This window comes from Marinobacter sp. (assembly GCF_040882185.1).
Lineage (GTDB): Bacteria > Pseudomonadota > Gammaproteobacteria > Pseudomonadales > Oleiphilaceae > Marinobacter.
Window position 1 is genome coordinate 23,549 of record NZ_JBBEBW010000018.1, and the last position, 19,635, is coordinate 43,183.

The window sequence follows — 19,635 nt, forward strand, 5'->3', positions numbered from 1 at the left end:
TTTCAGTCCCGTAAAGAAATTATATCCCAACCGTGTTTCTCGGCGTGGGCCGCCAGAGTGGGGTCCGGGTCGACGGCTACCGGATGAGTAACCTGCTTGAGTAACGGCAGGTCGTTGTGAGAGTCGCTGTAGAACCAGGCGCCCTCCAGGGTTCTCTGGTGTTCATCAAGCCACTCAAGCAGCCGGGTCACTTTGCCGTCCTGAAAGCTGGGTATACCCTCCACACTGCCAGTGTAGCGGCCGTTGACTATCTCGGGATTGGTGGCTATCAGGTGTTCAATATCCAATACGCGTGCGACAGGCTCGGTCACGAATCGGTTGGTGGCAGTGATGATCATCAATGTATGGCCTTGCTTGCGATGGTGTTCCAGCAATGCCGTGGCTTTGGCCTGGAGCATGGGCCGGATCTTGTGGTCGAGAAAGCGGACCCGCCATTGTTCCAGTACCTGCGGTTCGTGCAAGGACAGCGGTTCGAGGGCGAAGCGGAGATAACGAAAAATATCCAGATCGCCGTTGATGTAATCCTGATAGAACTGGTCATTGGCGTGCTTGTAGGTTTCGGCATCCACAATACCTTCTTCTACCAGAAATTCGTTCCAGGCATGATCGCTGTCACCCGCCAGTAGTGTGTTGTCGAGGTCAAATATAGCCAGCGTCAAATCACCGCTCCTTGTTTGGCTTTTCATTGAGGTTTTTTCTGGGTCTTGGGCTCTGTTCCCGTCGGCGGGAGCTATTCTAACATGCTGAAAAGATGACGGCTTCGTTTGCCGAAGGTTGGGCTTTCTGTAAGAATGAAGTCAACTTGGATTTATACCGACTTCAATACAGGACTGTGCCGTGATCGATTCAGACGGTTTCAGACCCAACGTCGGAATCATTCTGGCCAACCACAGAGGCGAGGTTCTCTGGGCAAGGCGAATAGGGCAGGACTCCTGGCAATTTCCCCAAGGTGGCATTAATCAGAACGAATCACCGGAAGAGGCATTGTACCGGGAGCTTGGAGAGGAAGTTGGCCTCGGGGTAGCGGATGTTGAAATCATCAGCTGCACCCGTGGCTGGCTCCGCTATCGGCTTCCCAGGCGCATGGTGCGACACAACTCGCACCCGGTCTGTGTTGGACAAAAACAGAAATGGTTTCTGCTGCGGATGCTTTCACCGGATGCGCGTGTGCGCGTTGACGGTACCGATTCACCGGAGTTTGATGGATGGCAGTGGGTTAGCTACTGGTACCCGCTTGGCCAGGTAGTACCGTTCAAACGAGAGGTATACAGACGCGCGCTGAGAGAGCTTGCGCCAAGACTGTTCCGGGATATGGAGCAGGCTGGTCGAGAAGATGCCCGGCGACGTTCACAGGACCAATAATGACGGATTGAGCCCGCCATGCTGAGCACACTGCGAAATATCGTACAAGAGGTGAATAGCGCCCGTGATTTGCAGGAGGCGCTGGATATTATTGTTTCGCGGGTGCAGGCAGCGATGAATACCGAAGTCTGTTCAGTCTATCTGCTGGACCCGGAAACCAATCGCTATATTTTGATGGCCACCGAAGGACTCTATAAAAAAGCAGTTGGCAAGGTCAGTCTTGCTCATTCGGAAGGGCTGATTGGCCTTGTGGGCTCCCGGGAAGAGCCGATCAATCTCGAAGATGCTCCCGCCCATCCCCGCTACCGTTATTTCGCCGAAACTGGTGAAGAGCGATTCAGGTCTTTTCTGGGTGTGCCCATTATTCACCACCGGCGTGTGCTTGGTGTGCTGGTGGTTCAGCAGCGCGAAAGTTCCCGATGTTTTGATGAGGGCGAAGAGGCTTTTCTGGTAACGGTGTCTGCGCAGTTGGCGGGTGTGATTGCCCACAGTGAGGCGACCGGTGCTATCAGCGGTTTGTCGCTGACCGGTCAGGAAGCCCGGGATGTCAGTTTCAAAGGGGTAGCGGGAGCACCGGGAGTCGCTATCGGGGAAGGTGTGGTTATTTACCCACCTGCCGATCTGGACGCGGTGCCTGAGAAACAAACCGAAGATATCCAGCAGGAACTGGCTCTGTTCGGTGAGGCCGTAACTGCGGTAAGGGAGGACATTGATCGGGTCTCGGAACGGCTGGCTTCCCAGTTGCGTCCGGAAGAGCTGGCTCTGTTTGAAGTGTATCTGAGAATGCTGGACGATAATGCGCTGCCCGGCGAGGTTGTCAGCAGGATCGAAGGCGGTCTTTGGGCCCAGGGCGCCCTCAAGCAGGTGGTAAACCAGTACGTTCGTCATTTCGAGTTAATGGGCGATCTATACCTGCGCGAGCGCGCGGTCGATATCCGGGATCTGGGTCGTCGCCTACTTGCACACCTTCAGGCAGGGGACCACCAGGACGTCGTTTATCCGGAGCGCACAGTACTGGTCAGCGAAGAGTTGACTCCGGCCATGCTGGGTGAGGTTCCCAGAGGCAGTCTGGTTGGCCTGGTGTCTGTTCGGGGGTCCGGTAATTCTCATGTTGCCATCCTTGCTCGTGCCATGGGCGTGCCCACTGTGATGGGGATGGTGGATATCCCGGTCAATCAGTTGGACGGAAAGGAATTGATTGTCGACGGCTTTGAGGGCCAGCTTTTCGCCTCTCCGTCGGCCGAGCTCCGGGCCTTTTACCAGGAAATATACGACGAAGAGGCTGCCCTGTTCCGGGGCCTGGAAAAATTACGGGACCTGCCGTGCGAAACCACCGATGGCCACCGGGTATCGTTACTGGTCAATACGGGGCTGATGACAGATGTGGTGCGATCGCTAAGCCATGGCGCTGAAGGCATTGGTCTGTATCGCACGGAAGTCCCCTTCATGATCAAGGAGCGTTTTCCATCCGAGCAGGAGCAGCGGGAGTATTACCGCGAGCAGCTTGAGGCATTCGCCCCCAATCCGGTCACCATGCGCACGCTGGATATTGGTGGTGACAAATCCCTGAGCTACTTCCCCATCAGTGAAGAAAACCCTTTCCTGGGATGGCGCGGTATTCGCGTCACGCTTGATCATCCTGAAATTTTCCTGGTGCAGGTCCGGGCGATGCTCAAAGCCAGCGAGGGTCTCAATAACCTTCAGATCATGCTGCCGATGATCAGCAATATTTCGGAAGTTGAAGAGTCTCTTCACCTGATTTATCGGGTTTACCACGAGGTCCGTGAAGAAGGTTACGACATTCACATGCCCAAAGTGGGTGTGATGGTTGAGATTCCGGCGGCGGTATATCAGGTTCGTGAATTAGCGGATCGTGTCGACTTTCTTTCAGTGGGGTCAAATGACCTGACCCAGTATCTGTTGGCGGTTGATCGAAACAATCCTCGCGTTGCTCAGCTTTACCATTCGTACCATCCAGCTGTTCTTCAGGCCCTGGTGCGTATTGCTCACGACGCTCATTCCGTGGGTAAGCCGGTGAGTATCTGTGGGGAGTTGGCTGGAGATCCCGGTGGAGCTGTGCTGCTGATGGCCATGGGCTATGACGCCCTGTCTATGAACGCAGCCAGTTTGCCGAAGGTGAAGTCCGTCATTCGTAGCATCAGTCAGGAATGGGCTGCCCAGTTACTGGAGGACGTGTTGTTGCTGGACTCACCACACGTTATCAAAAGCTGTGTTGAACTGGCATTGCGGGGCGCGGGATTCGGGCGTTATCTGCGGCCTGGCAAGGCCGCTTCGGATACGCTGAGCCAAAACTCCTGACCCAATGACACGGAACGTTACGAAAATCGTCGGGAGAATAGGCTGTGTATTCTAACCTCGCCTGCTAACGTGCAGAGATATGCTGTAATCAGGACAAGAAGCTGCCCATGACTGCGACTAAGACGGACATCAAGCCAAAACCCCGTATCGGCCTCGCCCTCGGCGGCGGCGGTCCGTTGGGTGGTATCTACGAAATTGGTGCTATGCGAGCACTTGACGAAGCGCTCGAGGGTGTCGATTTCAATGAGCTTGATGTCTATGTCGGGGTCAACGCAGGTTCGTTTGTCGCTGCCAACCTCGCCAACCAGATGACCACCGCGCAGCTTTGCCGGATTTTCGTGCGCAATGAAGCAGAAGTTCATCCTTTTCACCCGGAAGTCTTCTACCGGCCTGCCTTTAGGGAGATGGGCAGTCGTATGCTGGCGGTACCTGGCTTGATGGCCAGCGCGATCAGCCGTTTTGTAAGCAATCCTTATGATCAGAGCTTGCTTGAGGCCCTGACGATACTGGCTCAGGCAGCCCCCGCGGGCCTGTTTGATAACGAAGGCCTGCACGATTACCTCAAACGTGCATTCACCATGCTGGGCAGAACCAACGATTTCCGCCAGCTCAAACGCAGTCTTTATATTGTTGCAGCAGACGTGGAAAGCACTGAAGCCGTCTGCTTTGGTGCGCCAGGCTTCGATCACGTGCCAATTTCCAAAGCCGTTCAGGCCAGCACCTCATCGCCGGGGTTGTATGTGCCGGTTGAAATCGACGGACGCTATTATGTTGACGGTACTCTGCGCAAAGGCCTCCATGCATCGGTTGCGTTTGAGGATGGAGCTGACCTGGTGTTTGCGGTAAACCCCCAGGTTCCGATTGATGCCAGTGCAGCAGTCCGGTCAGGCTCAATGGAGCCGGGAGCTTTGACCCGTTCCGGAATGCCGAACCTGTTATCCCAGATGTTCCGGACCATGGTCTATTCCAGGATGCAATCGGGTATCGCCCAGTATGTTAATGACTATCCCGATAAAGATATTCTGCTTTTCGAGCCCACCCGGGATGACGCCAAGCTGTTCTTCTCCAATGTCTTCAGTTTTCAGTCACGCAGAATGGTGTGTGAGCACGCCTATCAGATGACCCGGAGAGATTTACTCAAGCGTGCGGATGAGTTGGAACCCAGGCTCGCACGTTATGGGATCAAGCTCCGCCGGGACCGCTTGGAAGACGAGCAGCGCACCATCAGTACCAGTCTTTACGGTGAAATGCTGCCGCTGTATGTCGCCCGAGGCCGTAAAAAGCTGGCACAAAAAAGCGGGCTTAGTGCCCGCCTTGATAACGTAACTGATCTAATCCAGAAGGCGCTTTAGGTTTTCGTTTGTGAATGTCCCGGGTGCAACTGCCTGGGCTCATATTTTCCTTAATGCCGTTTACCACCTTCCTGTTCCAGTCGTGCCAGGTAGTCCCGCCAGAAGCGTTCCTGTTGTTCCGCCAGTTCCTGCAGGTATTCCCAACTGAACAGGCCTGAGTCGTGGCCATCGCTGAAGGTCAGCTTAAGGGCGTAATTGCCGACCATGTCGGCGCCGGTCACCATCACATGCTGTTTGCCGGTCTGCAGGACGCCCGGCCCCGATCCATGCCCCCGAACTTCCGCTGACGGAGAATAGACCCGGAGCAGCTCGAAGGGCAGCTCGTAAATCCTGTGGTCGGCATATTCCAACTGGACAACCCGGCTTTGCTTTTTAATCCGAATTGCTGTCGGCCTGGATGTCTCCGTCATGACGGCTGCGCTCTTGATTTACAGAATATAGCGGCTGAGATCTTCGTCTTCTGCCAGATCCCCAAGCTTTTCATCCACGTATTCCGCGGTAACTTCGAACTGCTCGGTTATCTTGTCACCGGCATCGAAAGACAGGCTTTCAAGCAGCCTCTCCAAGACGGTGTGAAGGCGACGGGCACCGATGTTTTCGGTGGTTTCGTTAACCTTGTAGGCGATTTCGGCAATGCGGGTAATGGCGGCTTTGTTAAAGGTCAACTTTAACCCTTCGGCGTTCATTAGAGCTTCGTACTGCTGCACCAGCGAAGCGTCAGGTTCGGTCAGGATGCGCTCGAAATCGTTCGGCGTCAGTGGTTGTAATTCAACCCGTATGGGTAACCGGCCCTGAAGCTCGGGAATCAGGTCTGACGGTTTGGTCAGATGGAAAGCCCCAGAGGCAATGAACAGGATATGATCCGTTCTAACCATGCCGAATTTGGTGCTGACGGTGCTGCCTTCAATCAGCGGCAATAAGTCACGCTGAACACCTTCCCGTGAGACATCCGAGGATGCATTCTCAGAGCGCTTGGCCACTTTGTCGATTTCATCGATAAACACGATGCCGTTCTGCTCGACCGCGTAGATGGCTTTCTGTTTGATCTCATCTTCATTGACCAGTTTAGCCGCTTCTTCTTCCCGGGCGCGCAGGAGCGCATCCGATACTTTCATCTTCCGGGTCTTGCGGCGCTCTGATGACATGTTGGAAAACATGCTCTGAAGCTGGTTGGTCATTTCTTCCATGCCCGGCGGTGCCATGATTTCGACACCAGCGTTGGGGTTTCTGAGTTCGATTTCGATTTCCTTGTCGTCCAGTTCGCCTTCCCGTAATTTCTTGCGGAACAGTTGACGGGTGCTGGAGTCCTCCGCCGGCTTGCTGTTTTCCTCGAAGTCACGGGGAGGGGGTAGCAAAGCGTCCAGGATTCGGTCTTCCGCCGCATCAGCCGCCCTGTGTTCATGCCGTTTCATTTCTTTCTCTCGAAGAAGCTTCACCGCCATGTCCGCCAGGTCGCGAATAATAGACTCGACATCCCGGCCAACGTAGCCCACTTCGGTGAATTTCGTCGCTTCCACTTTCAGGAAGGGCGCATCGGCAAGTTTGGCGAGCCGCCGTGCGATTTCGGTTTTGCCGACGCCGGTGGGGCCAATCATCAGGATGTTCTTTGGCGTGATTTCGTCGCGCAGGTCGCTGTCCAGTTGCATCCGGCGCCAACGGTTGCGTAAGGCAATCGCGACCGCGCGCTTGGCTTGATCCTGCCCGACGATGTGTTTATTGAGTTCGTGAACAATCTCACGGGGAGTCATTGCAGACATGGTCGCTCCGAATCAGTCGTTGGCGGACAGCACTTCAAGAGTACGGTTATGGTTGGTGTAAATACAGATATCAGCCGCTATATCGAGACTTTTGTCTACGATGTTCTGGGCGTCCAGCTCAGTGTTCTCAAGCAGTGCCCGGGCAGCTGACTGGGCAAAAGGCCCGCCTGAACCTATCGCAATCAGGCCCTGTTCCGGCTCAATGACATCGCCGTTGCCAGTAATGATCAATGAGGCGGTTTTATCCGCAACTGCCAGAAGGGCTTCGAGTCTGCGTAACGCTCGGTCAGTTCGCCAGTCTTTTGCCAGTTCCACGGCCGCGCGGGTCAGGTTGCCCTGGTGCTTTTCCAACTGGGCTTCAAAGCGCTCGAACAGCGTGAAGGCATCAGCGGTGCCGCCCGCGAATCCGGCCAGAACCTGATTGTTGTATAGGCGCCGGACCTTGCGCGCGTTGCCCTTCATGACGGTGTTGCCCAGGGATACCTGGCCATCACCACCCATGGCAACGCTGTCGCCGCGTCGTACCGAAAGTATGGTTGTCATGTCAGCTCCGGTTAAAGGGGAGTGAATAAAACTTGGTTCCGGTTATATGGCGGCGGGGCGAGGGAATTCAAGGGCGGGAAGGCTAGCCTTCCCTGGGTACCTTGCGGACCAGTGGCTGGATGTTGATCGATACCAGTTTGTCGATGGCGGCGTTCATCTGAGAGCGGGAGTGATAGGGGCCCACATTGACCCGAAACCAGGTACTGCCGGTGTCCAGATCAATTCGATCAACTTTGGCTCTCAAACCCTGGAAGGCAATCTCGGCACGCTGGCGTTCGGCGTCCTGCTGGCTGCGAAACGACCCTGTCTGCACCACATAGGCAAAGGACTGGTCAACGGGACCAGGCGTGTATTCATCAACGTTTGGGGCGACCACCTCTGAGTCCTTGAGGATGTCGTAGAAGCGGAACCCCGGCTCGTCCTTTGTTTTTTCTTTCGCCGTGACCGCTGGCGTACTGCGCTCACTCTGTTGTTGCTGGCGCTCAGCCTGGTCGACGCTCGATTGCCCTACAGGCACAGAATTGAGGTACGCGATGAAACCGATGAAGCCTCCAACGGCAGCCAGCGACAGTATCCAGCGCACTGAAAGTCCTCCTGATTGACCATGGCCTCCAGCGGGTTGGCGCCGGGTTCCTTTAGCTGCGCCAGTTGCAGTGCGGGGGGGCTTGTTGCGATTTGCCCCGGCACTTTGTCGGCCCCGCGGACTGGTGGTTGGCGGTCGGTTTTTTTTTGCGTAGTCACGTGACATGGCGCGGTCTTACCTTGGTAGTCGACAGTCGGGTTACATTTCTTCCGGCGCGCTGACGGCCAGAAGATCCAGGCCATTGGCAATAACCTGCCTGACCGCAAGGTAAAGGCTCAGACGGGCATCACGCAATGACTCGTCTTCGATCAGCACCTTGTGGGCATTGTAATAAGTGTGAAACTGCCCGGCTAACTCGCGCAAGTAATGAGTAATGTGGTGGGGCTCCCGTTGGGCGGCCGCGTTTACGACCAGTTCAGGGTATTTGGCCAGTTGGTTGGCAAGCTCTTTCTCTTCATCCAGAGTCAATAGCGACAGGTCGCCAAGGCATTCATTCATGCCCCGGGTAACGCCGCTTTCTGCAAGCTTTCGCAGCACGCTGCAAATCCGGGCATGCGCATATTGAATGTAATAAACCGGGTTTTCATTGGTTTGGGAGCGGGCCAGATCGATGTCGAAGGTCAATTGGGAATCAACGCGCCGGGCTGCCAGGAAAAATCGGGTTGCATCCCTCCCGACTTCGTCAATCAGGTCTCGCAAGGTGACGTAACTGCCCGCGCGTTTCGATAGCTTCACCTCTTCACCGGAGCGGGTAACCATGACCATCTGGTGCAGAACATAGTCTGGCCAGCCTTCAGGAATGTCGGTTTTCAATGCTTGCAGGCCTGCCCGAACCCTGGTGACAGTGGAGTGATGATCAGCACCTTGCTCGTTAATGACGGTGCTGAACCCCCGCTGCCATTTATCCAGATGGTAGGCGACATCCGGCAGGAAGTAGGTAAAGTTGCCGTCTTTCTTGCGCATGACCCGGTCTTTGTCGTCGCCGAATTCGGTGGTTTTCAGCCAGATTGCGCCTTCGTGCTCGTAGGTGTAGCCATTCCCGGTAAGTTGTTTGACCGTCGCCTCTACTTTACCGGACTCGTACAATGAGGATTCCAGGGAGTAGACATCAAACTCGACACCAAAGGCCTTCAGGTCCAGATCCTGCTCCCGACGAAGATAGGCCACTGCAAATTCACGGATGGATTCAAGATCGTCCGGATCAGCGCTACCGGTAACTTTGCGGTCGTCGGCCAGTACTGTCTCCGCTGCCATGTAGGCTTTTGCGAGGTCGGCAATATATTCGCCGCGGTAGCCGTCTGCTGGCCAGCTCTCATCACCCGGGGTGATGCCTTTGATGCGAGCCTGGGACGAGAGGGCCAGGTTGTTGATCTGGACGCCAGCGTCGTTGTAATAGAACTCCCGCGTGACCTTATAGCCATTGGCCTCGAGCAGGCGACACAGGCAATCACCAATAGCCGCACCCCGGCCGTGACCAACGTGGAGAGGACCGGTAGGGTTGGCTGAGACAAACTCGACCTGAACCTTTTCGGCTTTGCCGGAATGGTTGCGACCGAATTGCTCAGCCTGCTCCAGAACACTGTTCACCACCTCAAAGGCGCTGGCTGTACTCATGAAAAAGTTAATGAAACCGGGCCCTGCAATCTCTACCTTTTCGATGGCCGTGCTCTTCGGCAGCGCCGATACCAATGCTTCTGCAAGTTTACGGGGCGGTCGTCTTGCCGCCTTCGCAGCTACCAGCGCAATATTGCAGGCGTAATCGCCATGGGCTTTGTCTTTGGTATTGTCCACGTTGGGGGTGAACGACTGGTCAGACGGCAGGGTACCTTCCGATTGCAATGTAGCAAGAGCGGACTCAAGCAGTTGGGTGACGGTCTCTTTCATGCTGTTTGACGGCTCGGTTGTCGGGTATTTGGGGATAGCGATATCCCGCCAGGAATCCGGGGGCGCTATTATCGCGGAAAGCACAGGGGGACTCAATGTATCATCCGTCCGTCACGGAAGTAGTGCCGCCGTGTGTTAATTCGCAGTCGATTGACGAATTAACCGGACGAGTGCCTAGCCGGTTTCCAGTGGATCAACGTCAATCTGCCATCGAAGAGAGCCTTTGCGTTTCTGCTGGTCAAGCTGCTGGCAGAGGGACTTCAATGCCTGATTCAGGCGCGTTCTGCTGTCACAAATGAGTACCAGCTGCGCGCGATAACGGTCTGCCCGGCGTGCGATGACAGCTGGCAGGGGTCCCCACAGATCTATCTGAGTGTCTGTTATCTGTTGCTTGGCGTGATCGAGAAAACCGATGCTGTCCTCCATAGTGACACCTTCTGCCCGCAGGATGGCCATGGAGCGAAAAGGAGGGAAGCCGCCGCCGGAACGTTCGGCAAGCAGATTATCCGCCAGCGGAAGATAATGGCCGCTGGCGAGTTGCCGGAGCATGGGGTGATCGCTGTGACAGGTCTGAATGATCACCTGCCCCGAGGCGTCGCCGCGGCCCGCCCGCCCGCTGACCTGCAACAGCGTCTGGATGAGTTGTTCCGGGGCTCTGAAATCGACACTGAACAAACCGCCATCAGCATTGATGACAACGACCAGAGTCACGTTGGGAAAATCATGGCCTTTAGCCAGCATCTGCGTGCCGACCAGAATGCAGGGGCGACCAGTATTTACGGTAGACAGGATGGACTGAATGCTACCTTTGCGCTGAGTGCTGTCCCGGTCGACCCGGATAACCGGCACCTCAGGAAACTGCTGCATAAGGATGTCTTCCGTGCGCTCAGTTCCTTGGCCCACGGGTTTGAACGCGTCGCTCTTGCAGGCGGGGCACTGAGCACTGGCTGCCGTCTGGTAATCGCAATGGTGGCAACGCATGGCGCGGTCCTTGCGATGATAGGTCAGGCGGGTGTCACAGCGCGGGCACTCCACCATGTGGCCGCAATCGAAACACATCATTACGGGCGCAAAACCGCGGCGGTTTACAAATACCAGGGCCTGCTGGCCTCTGGCGAGACAGTCCCGGATTGACTGTATCGTTGGCGCTGCCATGCCACCCTCCAGCGGACGACTACGAATGTCGAGAAGGTTGATTACCGGGGGCGCTGCATTACCCGCTCGCTCTTCCAGGCGCGCCAGCCGATACTTTCCAGAGGCTGCATTGTGGAGGGATTCCAGCGACGGTGTGGCTGAGCCCAGGATGATCGGACATTGATTCAGGTGGGCTCGGTAGACCGCCAGATCCCGACCTGAATAGCGAAAGCCTTCGCCCTGTTTATAGGAGCTGTCATGCTCTTCATCAACGACGATGGTGCGTAATCCGGTAAAGGGCAAAAGCACGGCGGAGCGGGTCCCGATGACGATCACAGGTGCGCCCTCCCGTATACGCAGCCAGGTATCGAGACGCTCACCGTCGTTCAGCGCTGAGTGCCATACGGCTATGCGCTCGCCGAAGTAATGACGAAATCGCTTTACGGTCTGAGGGGTCAGGTTGATTTCCGGAACCAGTACCAGCGCCTGTTCATTGTTCGCCAGGTGTTGCCTCAGGTAATGCAGGTAAATCTCCGTTTTGCCACTTCCGGTGATGCCGTACAGCAGACTGGCGGTGAACCCTTCCTTCGGTTCTGCCAGTTGTTCGTAGGCAGAGCGTTGGGCTTCGGAAAGAACCGGCGGGCTAGGCAGATTTTCGGCAGTGGACTCCTGGTGTTTCGTCTCGGTCTCTATAACCAACCCTTTCGCTGCGAGCGCTTTGAGTTGAGAGCGGGTGAAGCCTGCCTTGGTAACTGCCGAGGTTTCCCTTGCCCCCGCTTGACCCGAAAGCCAATCCAGCAGCGCTCGCTGACGAACAGCATTGGTCGAAAGTGTAGCGGTTGCGCCAGTCACTATCTGCCATTGGGTAAGGCGAGGACGCTCTGCGGGCCGGCCTTTTCGGAGGGCCGGGGGCAACGCTGTAAAAAGGCACTCGCCAAGAGGATGCTGATAATAGTTGGACGCCCAGGTTAGCAGAGACCTGGTTTCGTCGGGCAGGGCAGGCCAGTGTTCGCAGACAGACAGAATGGATTTGAGAGTGATACCTTCCGGCGCCTCGGCGTCGGCATCGACCACCAGGCCAATCGCGCTTTGTTGCCCGAACGGAACTCTCACTCGCTGGCCCGCGACGAGGGGCTGCTGTTGATCTGTCGCCAGGTAATCAAACAGCCGGCGAAGCGGGCGAGCCAGGGCAATGCGGACAGATCGGGTCAAGGTTACTCCGGCCTTTTCGGGGGCTGCCAACCAATTCGGTAAATGCGGATGTCCCGTTAGCCTGAAAGCTTGCGGAAACCCTGCGTTATGAGTAAGATTCGCGGTCTAATTGCGATGGGGCATGATTGTGCCCTGTCTTTCCGATTGTTTCAAACGATGCGGTGCCTGACATCCCGGCCTTCCTCACAGGGTCCATGATCGGGTAGCGGCATGACCTACAGAGGTTCGCCATGAGAGAAGGTATCCACCCCAAGTACGCTGAAATTACTGCAACTTGCAGCTGCGGTAATGTTATTAACACCCGCTCTACCATCGGCCGTGACCTGCAGCTGGATGTATGTTCACAGTGCCACCCGTTCTATACCGGTAAGCAGAAAGTTATGGACACCGGTGGCCGGATTGACCGTTTCCAGAAGCGTTTCGGCGGCCGGATCGCAGCGAAGAAAGACTGACTCAACGCTGTGTAACAAAAAAAGCGCCTTTTGAGGCGCTTTTTTTGTGCCTGCAGAAATAATGAAGTACCAGGTTTGACGCTGGTCACGGAATGCGCAGCGACCCTTGTTTGCATCTGGCCTTCGCGCCATAATGTCGCGTTCTCGCCGACTAACTAATAGCTTGGTGGGTTCAGAGAGATAATATTGAATCTCCGTCCTTTTAACGTGACTAACGGAACAGTGGCAATGTCTCAAGATCTGAAAGAAGCAGCCCTTGAATATCACGCCAAGCCGCGGCCTGGTAAGCTGAGTGTCGAAATAACCAAGCCTACCAAAACAGCCCGTGATCTTTCTTTGGCGTACAGCCCGGGTGTTGCAGAACCGGTCCGCGAGATCGCAAAGGACCCCGAAAACGCATACAAGTACACGGGTAAGGGCAATCTTGTTGCCGTTATTTCTGACGGTACTGCGATCCTCGGCTTGGGTAACCTTGGCCCCCTGGCGAGTAAGCCAGTCATGGAAGGAAAGGGTGTCCTCTTCAAGCGCTTTGCCGGCATCGATGTGTTTGATATCGAGGTAAACTCAGAAAGCCCGCAAGCATTTATCGAGACCGTCGAGCGGATCGCTGACACCTTCGGTGGTATTAACCTTGAAGATATCAAGGCGCCCGAGTGCTTTGAGATTGAGCGCGCCCTCATTGAAAAGTGTAACGTTCCCGTCTTTCACGACGATCAGCACGGGACAGCGATTGTAACAGCTGCAGGCATGCTGAACGCCCTCGAATTGGTTGGTAAATCGCCCGAGTCAGCGAAAGTGGTCTGTCTGGGCGCGGGCGCCGCAGCCATAGCCTGCATGAAGCTGTTAGTCAGTTGTGGCATCAAGTCTGAAAACATCTACATGCTAGACCGTAAAGGGGTAATACACGCCGGACGGGATGATCTGAACCAGTACAAGGCGATGTTTGCCAATGAAACAGACAAGCGCACGCTGGATGATGCAATTGAGGGAGCGGACGTGTTCCTCGGTCTCTCCGGCCCGGATCTGTTTCCTGTTGAGAGCCTGATGAAAATGGCTGCCAACCCGATTATTTTTGCCTGCTCCAACCCGGATCCTGAAATCAGCCCGGAAGTAGCGTTGGCGGCCCGGGATGATTTGATTATGGCGACCGGTCGGTCGGACTATCCAAACCAGGTTAATAACGTCCTGGGCTTCCCGTTCATCTTCCGGGGCGCGCTGGATGTTCGGGCGACTGCTATCAATGAAGAAATGAAAGTGGCCGCAGTTAACGCCATCCGAGAGTTGGCAAAGATGCCTGTGCCGGTGGAAATTTGTGAAGCCTATGGTGCGGCTAGCTTTGAGTTTGGCCGGGAGTATATTATTCCCAAGCCAATGGACGTACGTCTTCTGGAGGTTGTTCCTGCTGCCGTCGCTAGGGCAGCAGTGGACTCCGGTGTTGCACGAAATCCGTACCCCGCCCATTACCCGTTGAAGTCTATTGACGACATCAGGTAAGGAGTGAGTGATCAAAAAAACCGGCCCTTGGCCGGTTTTTTTATATCTGACAATAGCGATTTCGTCTGACAGCGCCTTGGCTTGAAAAGTCAGAAAATTGATTGGGGAAGGTTGCTGTCATCCCCGGGCGCTACTCCACCTCGGTTATCGTCGGCGTCTATGGCGGCAGGCGTATCCTCTTCACGGAACAGTTCAAAGATGGCGTCGGATTGGCCGGGGCGCGCACGCTTGCCGCTCTCGGGATCAATCCGGATGCTGACAATCCCGTTAGGCTGGGGCATGAAAGAGCGCGGTTCTCCCTCCATGGCAACCTGCATGTAGTCAAGCCAGACGGGCAATGCTGCTGTGGCACCATACTCCGCTCGGCCGAGCGGAGTCGGCTGGTCAAAGCCGACCCAGGCAATCGTTGCAATACTGTAGTTAAAGCCAGCAAACCAGGTATCCCTTTGCTCATTGGTGGTCCCGGTTTTACCGCCGATGTCATCGCGGCCCAAGGCCAGCGCCCGGCGACCTGTGCCTCGTGTTATCACATCTCTGAGCATTGAGTGAAGTATATAAACGGAACGTTCGTCCGCAAGGCGCTTGGCGACCCTCATAGCAGGAAAGCCCAGATCTGGGTTTGGGGAGTCGGCGGTAAGCGCGTCGCACTCGTCGTCGCACAGAACAACTGACGGTGCCTCGTAGAGGATCTCATCGTTGCTATTCTCTATGGTCTGGATCAGATAGGGCTCGACATCGTAGCCGCCATTCGCGATCACCGCAAAGCCCCGTGCAACTTCCAGTGGCGTCAGGTTGCCGCTGCCCAATGCAAGCGACAGGTCTCGTGGCATGCCCTCTGTACTGATCTGGAGTTGCTCCAGATAATCAATGGTGTTGTCTATCCCCACGTCCTGAAGCAGGCGGATTGAGACCAGGTTGCGAGATCGATACAGAGCCTCCCGGAGGCGTGTCGGGCCGTAAAACTGCCCGGAGGAGTTCTGTGGGCGCCAGGTTGTCTCCAGATTGATGTCGTCGAATACAATGGGAGCGTCGTTGAATAGAGTGGCCGGTGTTACGCCGCGCTCAAGAGCTGCAAGATACAGGAACGGTTTGAACGTTGATCCGGGCTGACGCCTGGCCTGGGTGGCACGATTGTATTTGGTTTGATTGAAGCTGTAGCCGCCCGTAAGCGCCTGAATGGCGCCAGTCTTGGCTTCCAGAGAAACCAGGGCGCCCTGTATGTCAGGCACCTGGGCAAGGGCTACTTTCTGTACCGGCACCACCGGAACCTCACCCTCATCAACGTCCGGCGCCGCCACCTCAACGTTTTCGGCAGTTTGCTGGCGCTTGACGTAGACCACATCCCCTATAGTGACGACATCTGAAGGTGATTGTGGTTCAGGACCGAGGAGGTTTTCAGTTCGATGGCGACGAGCCCAAGTCATGGTTTCGAAGGCCATGGAGAGCTCCCCCAAGTGCCTGGAGAATAAGCTGACCTCGGCTTCCCCGATTTCGGTGACCACCGCAGGATAGAGTGCTTCCACGCGGGGATAGCTTGCCATTGCCCGGGTCAGATTGTCGGGTGCGAGGTCGTCTTCTTTGATCTTGCCGACCGGGCCCCGGAAGCCATGACGCTGGTCATACGCTTCCAGTCCGTCGCGCAGGGCATCGGTTGCAGCCTGTTGCTTGGCGCTGTCGACAGTCAGTGTGACTTTATAACCATCGGTATAAGCCGCTTCGCCATAACGGGTGAACAGCTCGGAGCGTGCCATTTCGGCCACGTAATCTGCGTCGACTTCGGTGGACGGCGCGTTATAGCTCGCTGTAACCGGAGCCGCTGCCGCCAGTTCGTAGGCATCTGGGGTGATGTTGCCCAAATCTCTCATCCGGCCCAGAACCCAGTTCCTGCGAATCGTCGCGCGTTCAGGGTTCGCAATCGGATTATAGGCGGAGGGGGCTTTGGGTAACGTCGCCAGCATCGCCATCTGTGCCAGGGTCAGTTCATTGACGCTTTTATCGTAGTAAACCCTCGCAGCAGACCCAATACCATATGCCCGATTGCCGAGATAAATCTTATTGAGATAGAGCTCCAGGATCTGATCCTTAGGGAGTTCGCGTTCGATCTGAAGAGCCAGGAGTATCTCGTTGAACTTCCGGATGAAGGTTCGGTCACGTGACAAAAAGTAATTTTTTGCAACCTGCATTGTGATGGTACTGCCACCGGATTGTATTTCTCCGGTGGTCACCAATTCGACGGCAGCCCGCATCAGGCCTCTTAAATCGACCCCGAAGTGCTCATAGAAACGGCTGTCTTCCGCAGCCAGAAAGGCATGTAACTGAATTGTAGGGATCTGTTCTATTGTGATGGGAGCCCTTCTCTTTTCACCGAATTCTGCTATTAATCTGTTGTCTGCGCTGTAGACCCTTAATGGAGTCTGCAACTGGATGTCTGTCAGTTGATCGACAGAGGGAAGACCCGGCCTCAGGTAGAGATAAAAACTGGAGGCCATGATTACGGCGAGACTTATACCCGTCAGGAAGAACCAGGCAAAGACGCGGGATGTACGGAAGAGTCGGGACATTTTTTCTGACAACTATTGGATATAGGTCTATCATTTGAGAAATTGCTTTAGGTAAGACGAATAAGTTTCGTCAATACAATGACTCTCAAAATAACGAAGTGGCATTGTAGACGTAAAGCAGAAAAAATTCTCTTAAAAAAAACACATAACCGGGTGCATGTAACCAGGTATAGGGTGAGCGCGTGTTCGGATTGTTCGGTAAGAAATCCAGTGCTGTTCTGGGTGTGGATGTCAGCTCCAGCTCGGTAAAGCTTTTAGAGCTCTCTAAACAGGGCGATCGCTACAGGGTGGAAAGCTACGCAGTGGAACCACTGCCAGCGAATGCTGTAGTCGAGAAAAATATAACAGATGTAGAGGCCGTCGGTGAGGCGCTCAAGCGTGTTGCTGGCAAGGCCCGAACGGGCGTCAAACATGCTGCTGTCGCAGTGTCTGGCTCTGCTGTTATAACCAAGCTGATACAAATGAATTCGGGTCTGAACGAATTCGAAATGGAAGATCAAATAGCCCTCGAAGCTGATCAATACATTCCATATCCCCTTGATGAGGTCGCCATCGACTTCGAAGTTCAGGGCTCCTCCGAATCCAATCCTGATCAGGTTGATGTTCTGTTGGCGGCCTGCCGCAAAGAGAACGTCGACATTCGTGAAGATGCGCTAAGTATTGCATCGCTTACGGCAAAGATCGTTGATGTAGAAGCCTATGCGCTTGAACGGGCTTATTCATTAATTGAACCGCAGCTTGAATCCCAGGGCGAAGAACTCGTGGTGGCCATCGTGGATGTCGGCGCAACCATGACAACGCTGAGTGTTCTTGCGGACGGCAAAACCGTCTACACCCGGGAGCAGATCTTCGGCGGTAAACAGTTGACCGAAGAAATCCAGCGTCGCTACGGCCTTTCACTTGAAGAGGCAGGGCTCGCCAAAAAGCAGGGTGGACTGCCTGATGATTACGAGTCCGAGGTGCTGGCACCGTTCCGGGAAGCGGTTGTGCAGCAGGTTGCCCGGGCTCTGCAGTTTTTCTTTGGCGCCAGTCAGTACAACGCAGTTGATTACGTGATTCTTGCGGGCGGTACGGCTTCGATTCAGGGTCTGGTTGAGATGGTCGAAGATAAAACCGGCACGCATACATTGGTGGCAAACCCGTTTGCCGATATGGCCGTTGGTTCTCGTGTTAACGCATCTGCATTGGGCAATGACGCCCCATCGCTGATGATAGCCTGTGGTTTGGCGATGAGGAGCTTTGACTGATGGCGAATATTAACCTCAGGCCCTGGCGTGAAGAGCTCAGGGCAGAAAAACAGCAACAGTTCATCGTTATGCTTGTTGGTGCAGCCATTGTCGCCGCGGGGCTCGCATTTCTCTGGAAGTCAGATATGGACAACCGGATAGCGTATCAGCAGTCCCGTAATGCCTATGTCCAGACCGCGATGAAGGAGCTGGACAGCCAGATCAAGGAAATTGAGAACCTGCGGCGTCAACGGGACGAGTTGCTGGCGCGCATGCGAGTGATCCAGGACTTGCAGGGCAAGCGTCCGGTCATCGTGAGGGTCTTCGATGAGTTGGTGCAGACTTTGCCGGACGGGTTGTTCTACAGCGACCTCAAAAAGGTAAATGAGCGCATCGACATCATTGGTATGGCTGAATCCAATAGTCGGATTTCAGCACTTATGAGACGTTTCGAGAATTCAGAATGGTTTGATGATCCAAACCTTTCCAATGTTGCTGCAGCCGATAATCGGCGGGCTGGATATAGCCAGTTCAACCTGTCAGTGACTCAGCGAACTCCAGGTGTCGAAGAGGAGACCAAGCAATGAGCCTCGCAGATTCGATGAAAAGCCTGAACGAGTTTGATATTAACGATCTTGACGTTAATAACGCCGGTATATGGCCGGCGCCGGTCAAAGCTATTGTAGTTCTGATTGTGTTTGGCCTGATTCTTGGCGGCGGTTATTGGTTCTTTATTAAAGATCAGTATACGAAACTTGCCGGAGTTGAGAAGACCGAGTTGGAGCTAAGACAGCAATACGAACAGAAAGCTTACAAGGTCGCGAATCTGGAAGTATTCAAAAACCAGATGGTTGAAATGGAAGAAACGTTCGGGGCGCTGGTCAAGCAGTTACCAAGTGACACCGAAGTACCGGGACTGCTCGAAGATATTACCAACACGGCTGTTGGAAGTGGCCTTGAACTCCAGGAAATCAAACTTCAGTCGGAGCAGCGCCGGGATTTTTATATAGAGCTTCCGATCAACATTCAGGTTTCTGGCACTTATCACGAGCTGGCTTCGTTTGTCAGCAGTGTGGCCAGCTTACCGCGCATCGTAACGCTGCATGACTTTACGATTAAACCAACAAGTGGTGAAAGTGACAGACTGGATATGCAGGTTCTGGCACGCACATACCGCTACCGGGCGGGAGAATGAGCATGATGAAGCAGCATGCTGGAAAAGCCTGGTTGGGCTTCTGCCTTGCGTCCCTGTTAGCAGGCTGTTCCCAGGGTAATGGGTTTTCAGACCTGGATCAGTTTATGGAAGAAACACGTTCCAAGCCCCGGGGATTCGTTGAGCCTTTGCCGGAGTTCAACGCTTATGAGGCATTTACCTATGCCTCCGCTGACCGGAGAGCCCCGTTTGAGCCGCCGGTAGACGTACAACTGACCATGGTGGATGAACAGCCTCAGAGTGATGTTGAGCCTGACCTCGACCGACCCAAAGAAGTGCTCGAAAACTATGCGCTCACTGAATTAGAGATGGTTGGCACCCTGGGTGGCAGCAACGAAAACTCATTCGCGCTCGTTTCTGATAGTGAAGGCGGTGTACATCGGGTCAGAACCGGGAATTACATGGGGCAGAATTACGGGCGCATTATTGGTGTCAGTGATTCCCGTGTCGAATTGATGGAAATCGTACCCAACGGCCGGGGAGGCTGGGTAGAACGCCCCCGATCCCTTTCACTGGATGAGGGTTAAGGAGCGGCATGATGAC

Annotated in this window: 17 protein-coding genes; 9 read left to right on the top strand and 8 right to left on the bottom strand. The window is 54.9% G+C overall.

The genetic code is table 11. The features are described 5' to 3' along the window. Positions 1–2: 2 nt before the first annotated feature. Positions 3–659, bottom strand: coding sequence for an HAD family hydrolase (locus WEB64_RS10215; protein WP_368061534.1), 657 nt, complete (start codon positions 657–659; stop codon positions 3–5). A gap of 178 nt (positions 660–837) precedes the next feature. Between WEB64_RS10215 and WEB64_RS10220 the strand changes: the two genes are divergently transcribed. From WEB64_RS10220 to WEB64_RS10230, 3 genes are all read left to right on the top strand, one after another. Further along, positions 838–1,362, top strand: a complete 525-nt coding sequence (locus WEB64_RS10220; RefSeq protein ID WP_368061533.1) for an RNA pyrophosphohydrolase — start codon at positions 838–840, stop codon at positions 1,360–1,362. Between the two features lie 18 nt (positions 1,363–1,380). Then, complete coding sequence (ptsP, locus tag WEB64_RS10225; RefSeq protein WP_368061532.1) at positions 1,381–3,681, top strand: phosphoenolpyruvate--protein phosphotransferase; 2,301 nt, start codon at positions 1,381–1,383, stop codon at positions 3,679–3,681. A 107-nt stretch (positions 3,682–3,788) separates the two neighbouring features. Further along, complete coding sequence (locus tag WEB64_RS10230) at positions 3,789–5,033, top strand: patatin-like phospholipase family protein (RefSeq protein WP_368061531.1); 1,245 nt, start codon at positions 3,789–3,791, stop codon at positions 5,031–5,033. 50 nt (positions 5,034–5,083) lie between these two features. Here WEB64_RS10230 and WEB64_RS10235 read toward each other — a convergent pair whose 3' ends face one another. The 6 genes from WEB64_RS10235 to WEB64_RS10260 form a co-directional block, all read right to left on the bottom strand. Beyond that, on the bottom strand, positions 5,084–5,443 hold the full coding sequence (locus WEB64_RS10235) for a gamma-butyrobetaine hydroxylase-like domain-containing protein (protein ID WP_368061530.1): 360 nt from the start codon (positions 5,441–5,443) through the stop codon (positions 5,084–5,086). Positions 5,444–5,461: 18 nt separating this feature from the next. After that, positions 5,462–6,790 carry an ATP-dependent protease ATPase subunit HslU gene (gene hslU / locus WEB64_RS10240; protein ID WP_368061529.1) on the bottom strand — a complete coding sequence of 443 codons (1,329 nt, stop codon included), beginning with the start codon at positions 6,788–6,790 and terminating at the stop codon, positions 5,462–5,464. Between the two features lie 12 nt (positions 6,791–6,802). Next, the gene (gene hslV, locus WEB64_RS10245; protein WP_368061528.1) at positions 6,803–7,333 is read right to left on the bottom strand and encodes an ATP-dependent protease subunit HslV; all 531 of its coding nucleotides are present in this window, start codon (positions 7,331–7,333) and stop codon (positions 6,803–6,805) included. A gap of 82 nt (positions 7,334–7,415) precedes the next feature. Beyond that, on the bottom strand, positions 7,416–7,916 hold the full coding sequence (locus WEB64_RS10250; protein ID WP_368061527.1) for an SPOR domain-containing protein: 501 nt from the start codon (positions 7,914–7,916) through the stop codon (positions 7,416–7,418). A gap of 198 nt (positions 7,917–8,114) precedes the next feature. Further along, entirely contained in the window at positions 8,115–9,800 is a 1,686-nt protein-coding gene (argS, locus tag WEB64_RS10255) for an arginine--tRNA ligase (protein WP_368061556.1), read from the bottom strand. Between the two features lie 174 nt (positions 9,801–9,974). Then, the gene (locus tag WEB64_RS10260; RefSeq protein WP_368061526.1) at positions 9,975–12,146 is read right to left on the bottom strand and encodes a primosomal protein N'; all 2,172 of its coding nucleotides are present in this window, start codon (positions 12,144–12,146) and stop codon (positions 9,975–9,977) included. A 230-nt stretch (positions 12,147–12,376) separates the two neighbouring features. Here WEB64_RS10260 and rpmE point away from each other — a divergent pair, with 230 nt between their 5' ends. Both rpmE and WEB64_RS10270 read left to right on the top strand, forming a co-directional pair. Next, a complete protein-coding gene (gene rpmE, locus WEB64_RS10265; RefSeq protein WP_368061525.1) occupies positions 12,377–12,598 on the top strand; it encodes a 50S ribosomal protein L31 in 222 nt (73 codons plus the stop codon). 228 nt (positions 12,599–12,826) lie between these two features. Continuing rightward, positions 12,827–14,092, top strand: coding sequence for a malic enzyme-like NAD(P)-binding protein (locus WEB64_RS10270; protein WP_368061524.1), 1,266 nt, complete (start codon positions 12,827–12,829; stop codon positions 14,090–14,092). 89 nt (positions 14,093–14,181) lie between these two features. On the opposite strand, the gene WEB64_RS10275 is transcribed toward WEB64_RS10270, so the two are convergent. Continuing rightward, entirely contained in the window at positions 14,182–16,653 is a 2,472-nt protein-coding gene (locus tag WEB64_RS10275) for a penicillin-binding protein 1A (RefSeq protein WP_368061523.1), read from the bottom strand. A gap of 182 nt (positions 16,654–16,835) precedes the next feature. On the opposite strand from WEB64_RS10275, the gene WEB64_RS10280 reads away from it, so the two are divergent. From WEB64_RS10280 to WEB64_RS10295, 4 genes are read left to right on the top strand one after another with little or no spacing between them, the layout of a single operon-like run. After that, positions 16,836–17,900, top strand: coding sequence for a pilus assembly protein PilM (locus tag WEB64_RS10280; protein WP_368061522.1), 1,065 nt, complete (start codon positions 16,836–16,838; stop codon positions 17,898–17,900). Further along, on the top strand, positions 17,900–18,466 hold the full coding sequence (locus WEB64_RS10285) for a PilN domain-containing protein (RefSeq protein ID WP_368061521.1): 567 nt from the start codon (positions 17,900–17,902) through the stop codon (positions 18,464–18,466). The genes WEB64_RS10280 and WEB64_RS10285 overlap by 1 nt, the downstream gene beginning before the upstream one ends. Next, positions 18,463–19,074 (top strand): type 4a pilus biogenesis protein PilO, encoded by a 612-nt coding sequence (locus WEB64_RS10290; RefSeq protein ID WP_368061520.1) that lies wholly within the window; start codon positions 18,463–18,465, stop codon positions 19,072–19,074. The genes WEB64_RS10285 and WEB64_RS10290 overlap by 4 nt, the downstream gene beginning before the upstream one ends. A 2-nt stretch (positions 19,075–19,076) precedes the next feature. Continuing rightward, positions 19,077–19,619, top strand: coding sequence for a pilus assembly protein PilP (locus WEB64_RS10295; RefSeq protein WP_368061519.1), 543 nt, complete (start codon positions 19,077–19,079; stop codon positions 19,617–19,619). Positions 19,620–19,635: the final 16 nt, after the last annotated feature.

Excerpts from the sequence above, each read along its gene's own strand:
- ptsP (WP_368061532.1), top strand. The coding sequence starts at position 1,381 with ATGCTGAGCACACTGCGAAATATCGTACAAGAGGTGAATAGCGCCCGT.
- WEB64_RS10230 (WP_368061531.1), top strand. The coding sequence starts at position 3,789 with ATGACTGCGACTAAGACGGACATCAAGCCAAAACCCCGTATCGGCCTC.
- WEB64_RS10235 (WP_368061530.1), bottom strand. The coding sequence starts at position 5,443 with ATGACGGAGACATCCAGGCCGACAGCAATTCGGATTAAAAAGCAAAGC.
- hslU (WP_368061529.1), bottom strand. The coding sequence starts at position 6,790 with ATGTCTGCAATGACTCCCCGTGAGATTGTTCACGAACTCAATAAACAC.
- hslV (WP_368061528.1), bottom strand. The coding sequence starts at position 7,333 with ATGACAACCATACTTTCGGTACGACGCGGCGACAGCGTTGCCATGGGT.
- argS (WP_368061556.1), bottom strand. The coding sequence starts at position 9,800 with ATGAAAGAGACCGTCACCCAACTGCTTGAGTCCGCTCTTGCTACATTG.
- rpmE (WP_368061525.1), top strand. The coding sequence starts at position 12,377 with ATGAGAGAAGGTATCCACCCCAAGTACGCTGAAATTACTGCAACTTGC.
- WEB64_RS10270 (WP_368061524.1), top strand. The coding sequence starts at position 12,827 with ATGTCTCAAGATCTGAAAGAAGCAGCCCTTGAATATCACGCCAAGCCG.
- WEB64_RS10275 (WP_368061523.1), bottom strand. The coding sequence starts at position 16,653 with ATGTCCCGACTCTTCCGTACATCCCGCGTCTTTGCCTGGTTCTTCCTG.
- WEB64_RS10285 (WP_368061521.1), top strand. The coding sequence starts at position 17,900 with ATGGCGAATATTAACCTCAGGCCCTGGCGTGAAGAGCTCAGGGCAGAA.
- WEB64_RS10290 (WP_368061520.1), top strand. The coding sequence starts at position 18,463 with ATGAGCCTCGCAGATTCGATGAAAAGCCTGAACGAGTTTGATATTAAC.
- WEB64_RS10295 (WP_368061519.1), top strand. The coding sequence starts at position 19,077 with ATGATGAAGCAGCATGCTGGAAAAGCCTGGTTGGGCTTCTGCCTTGCG.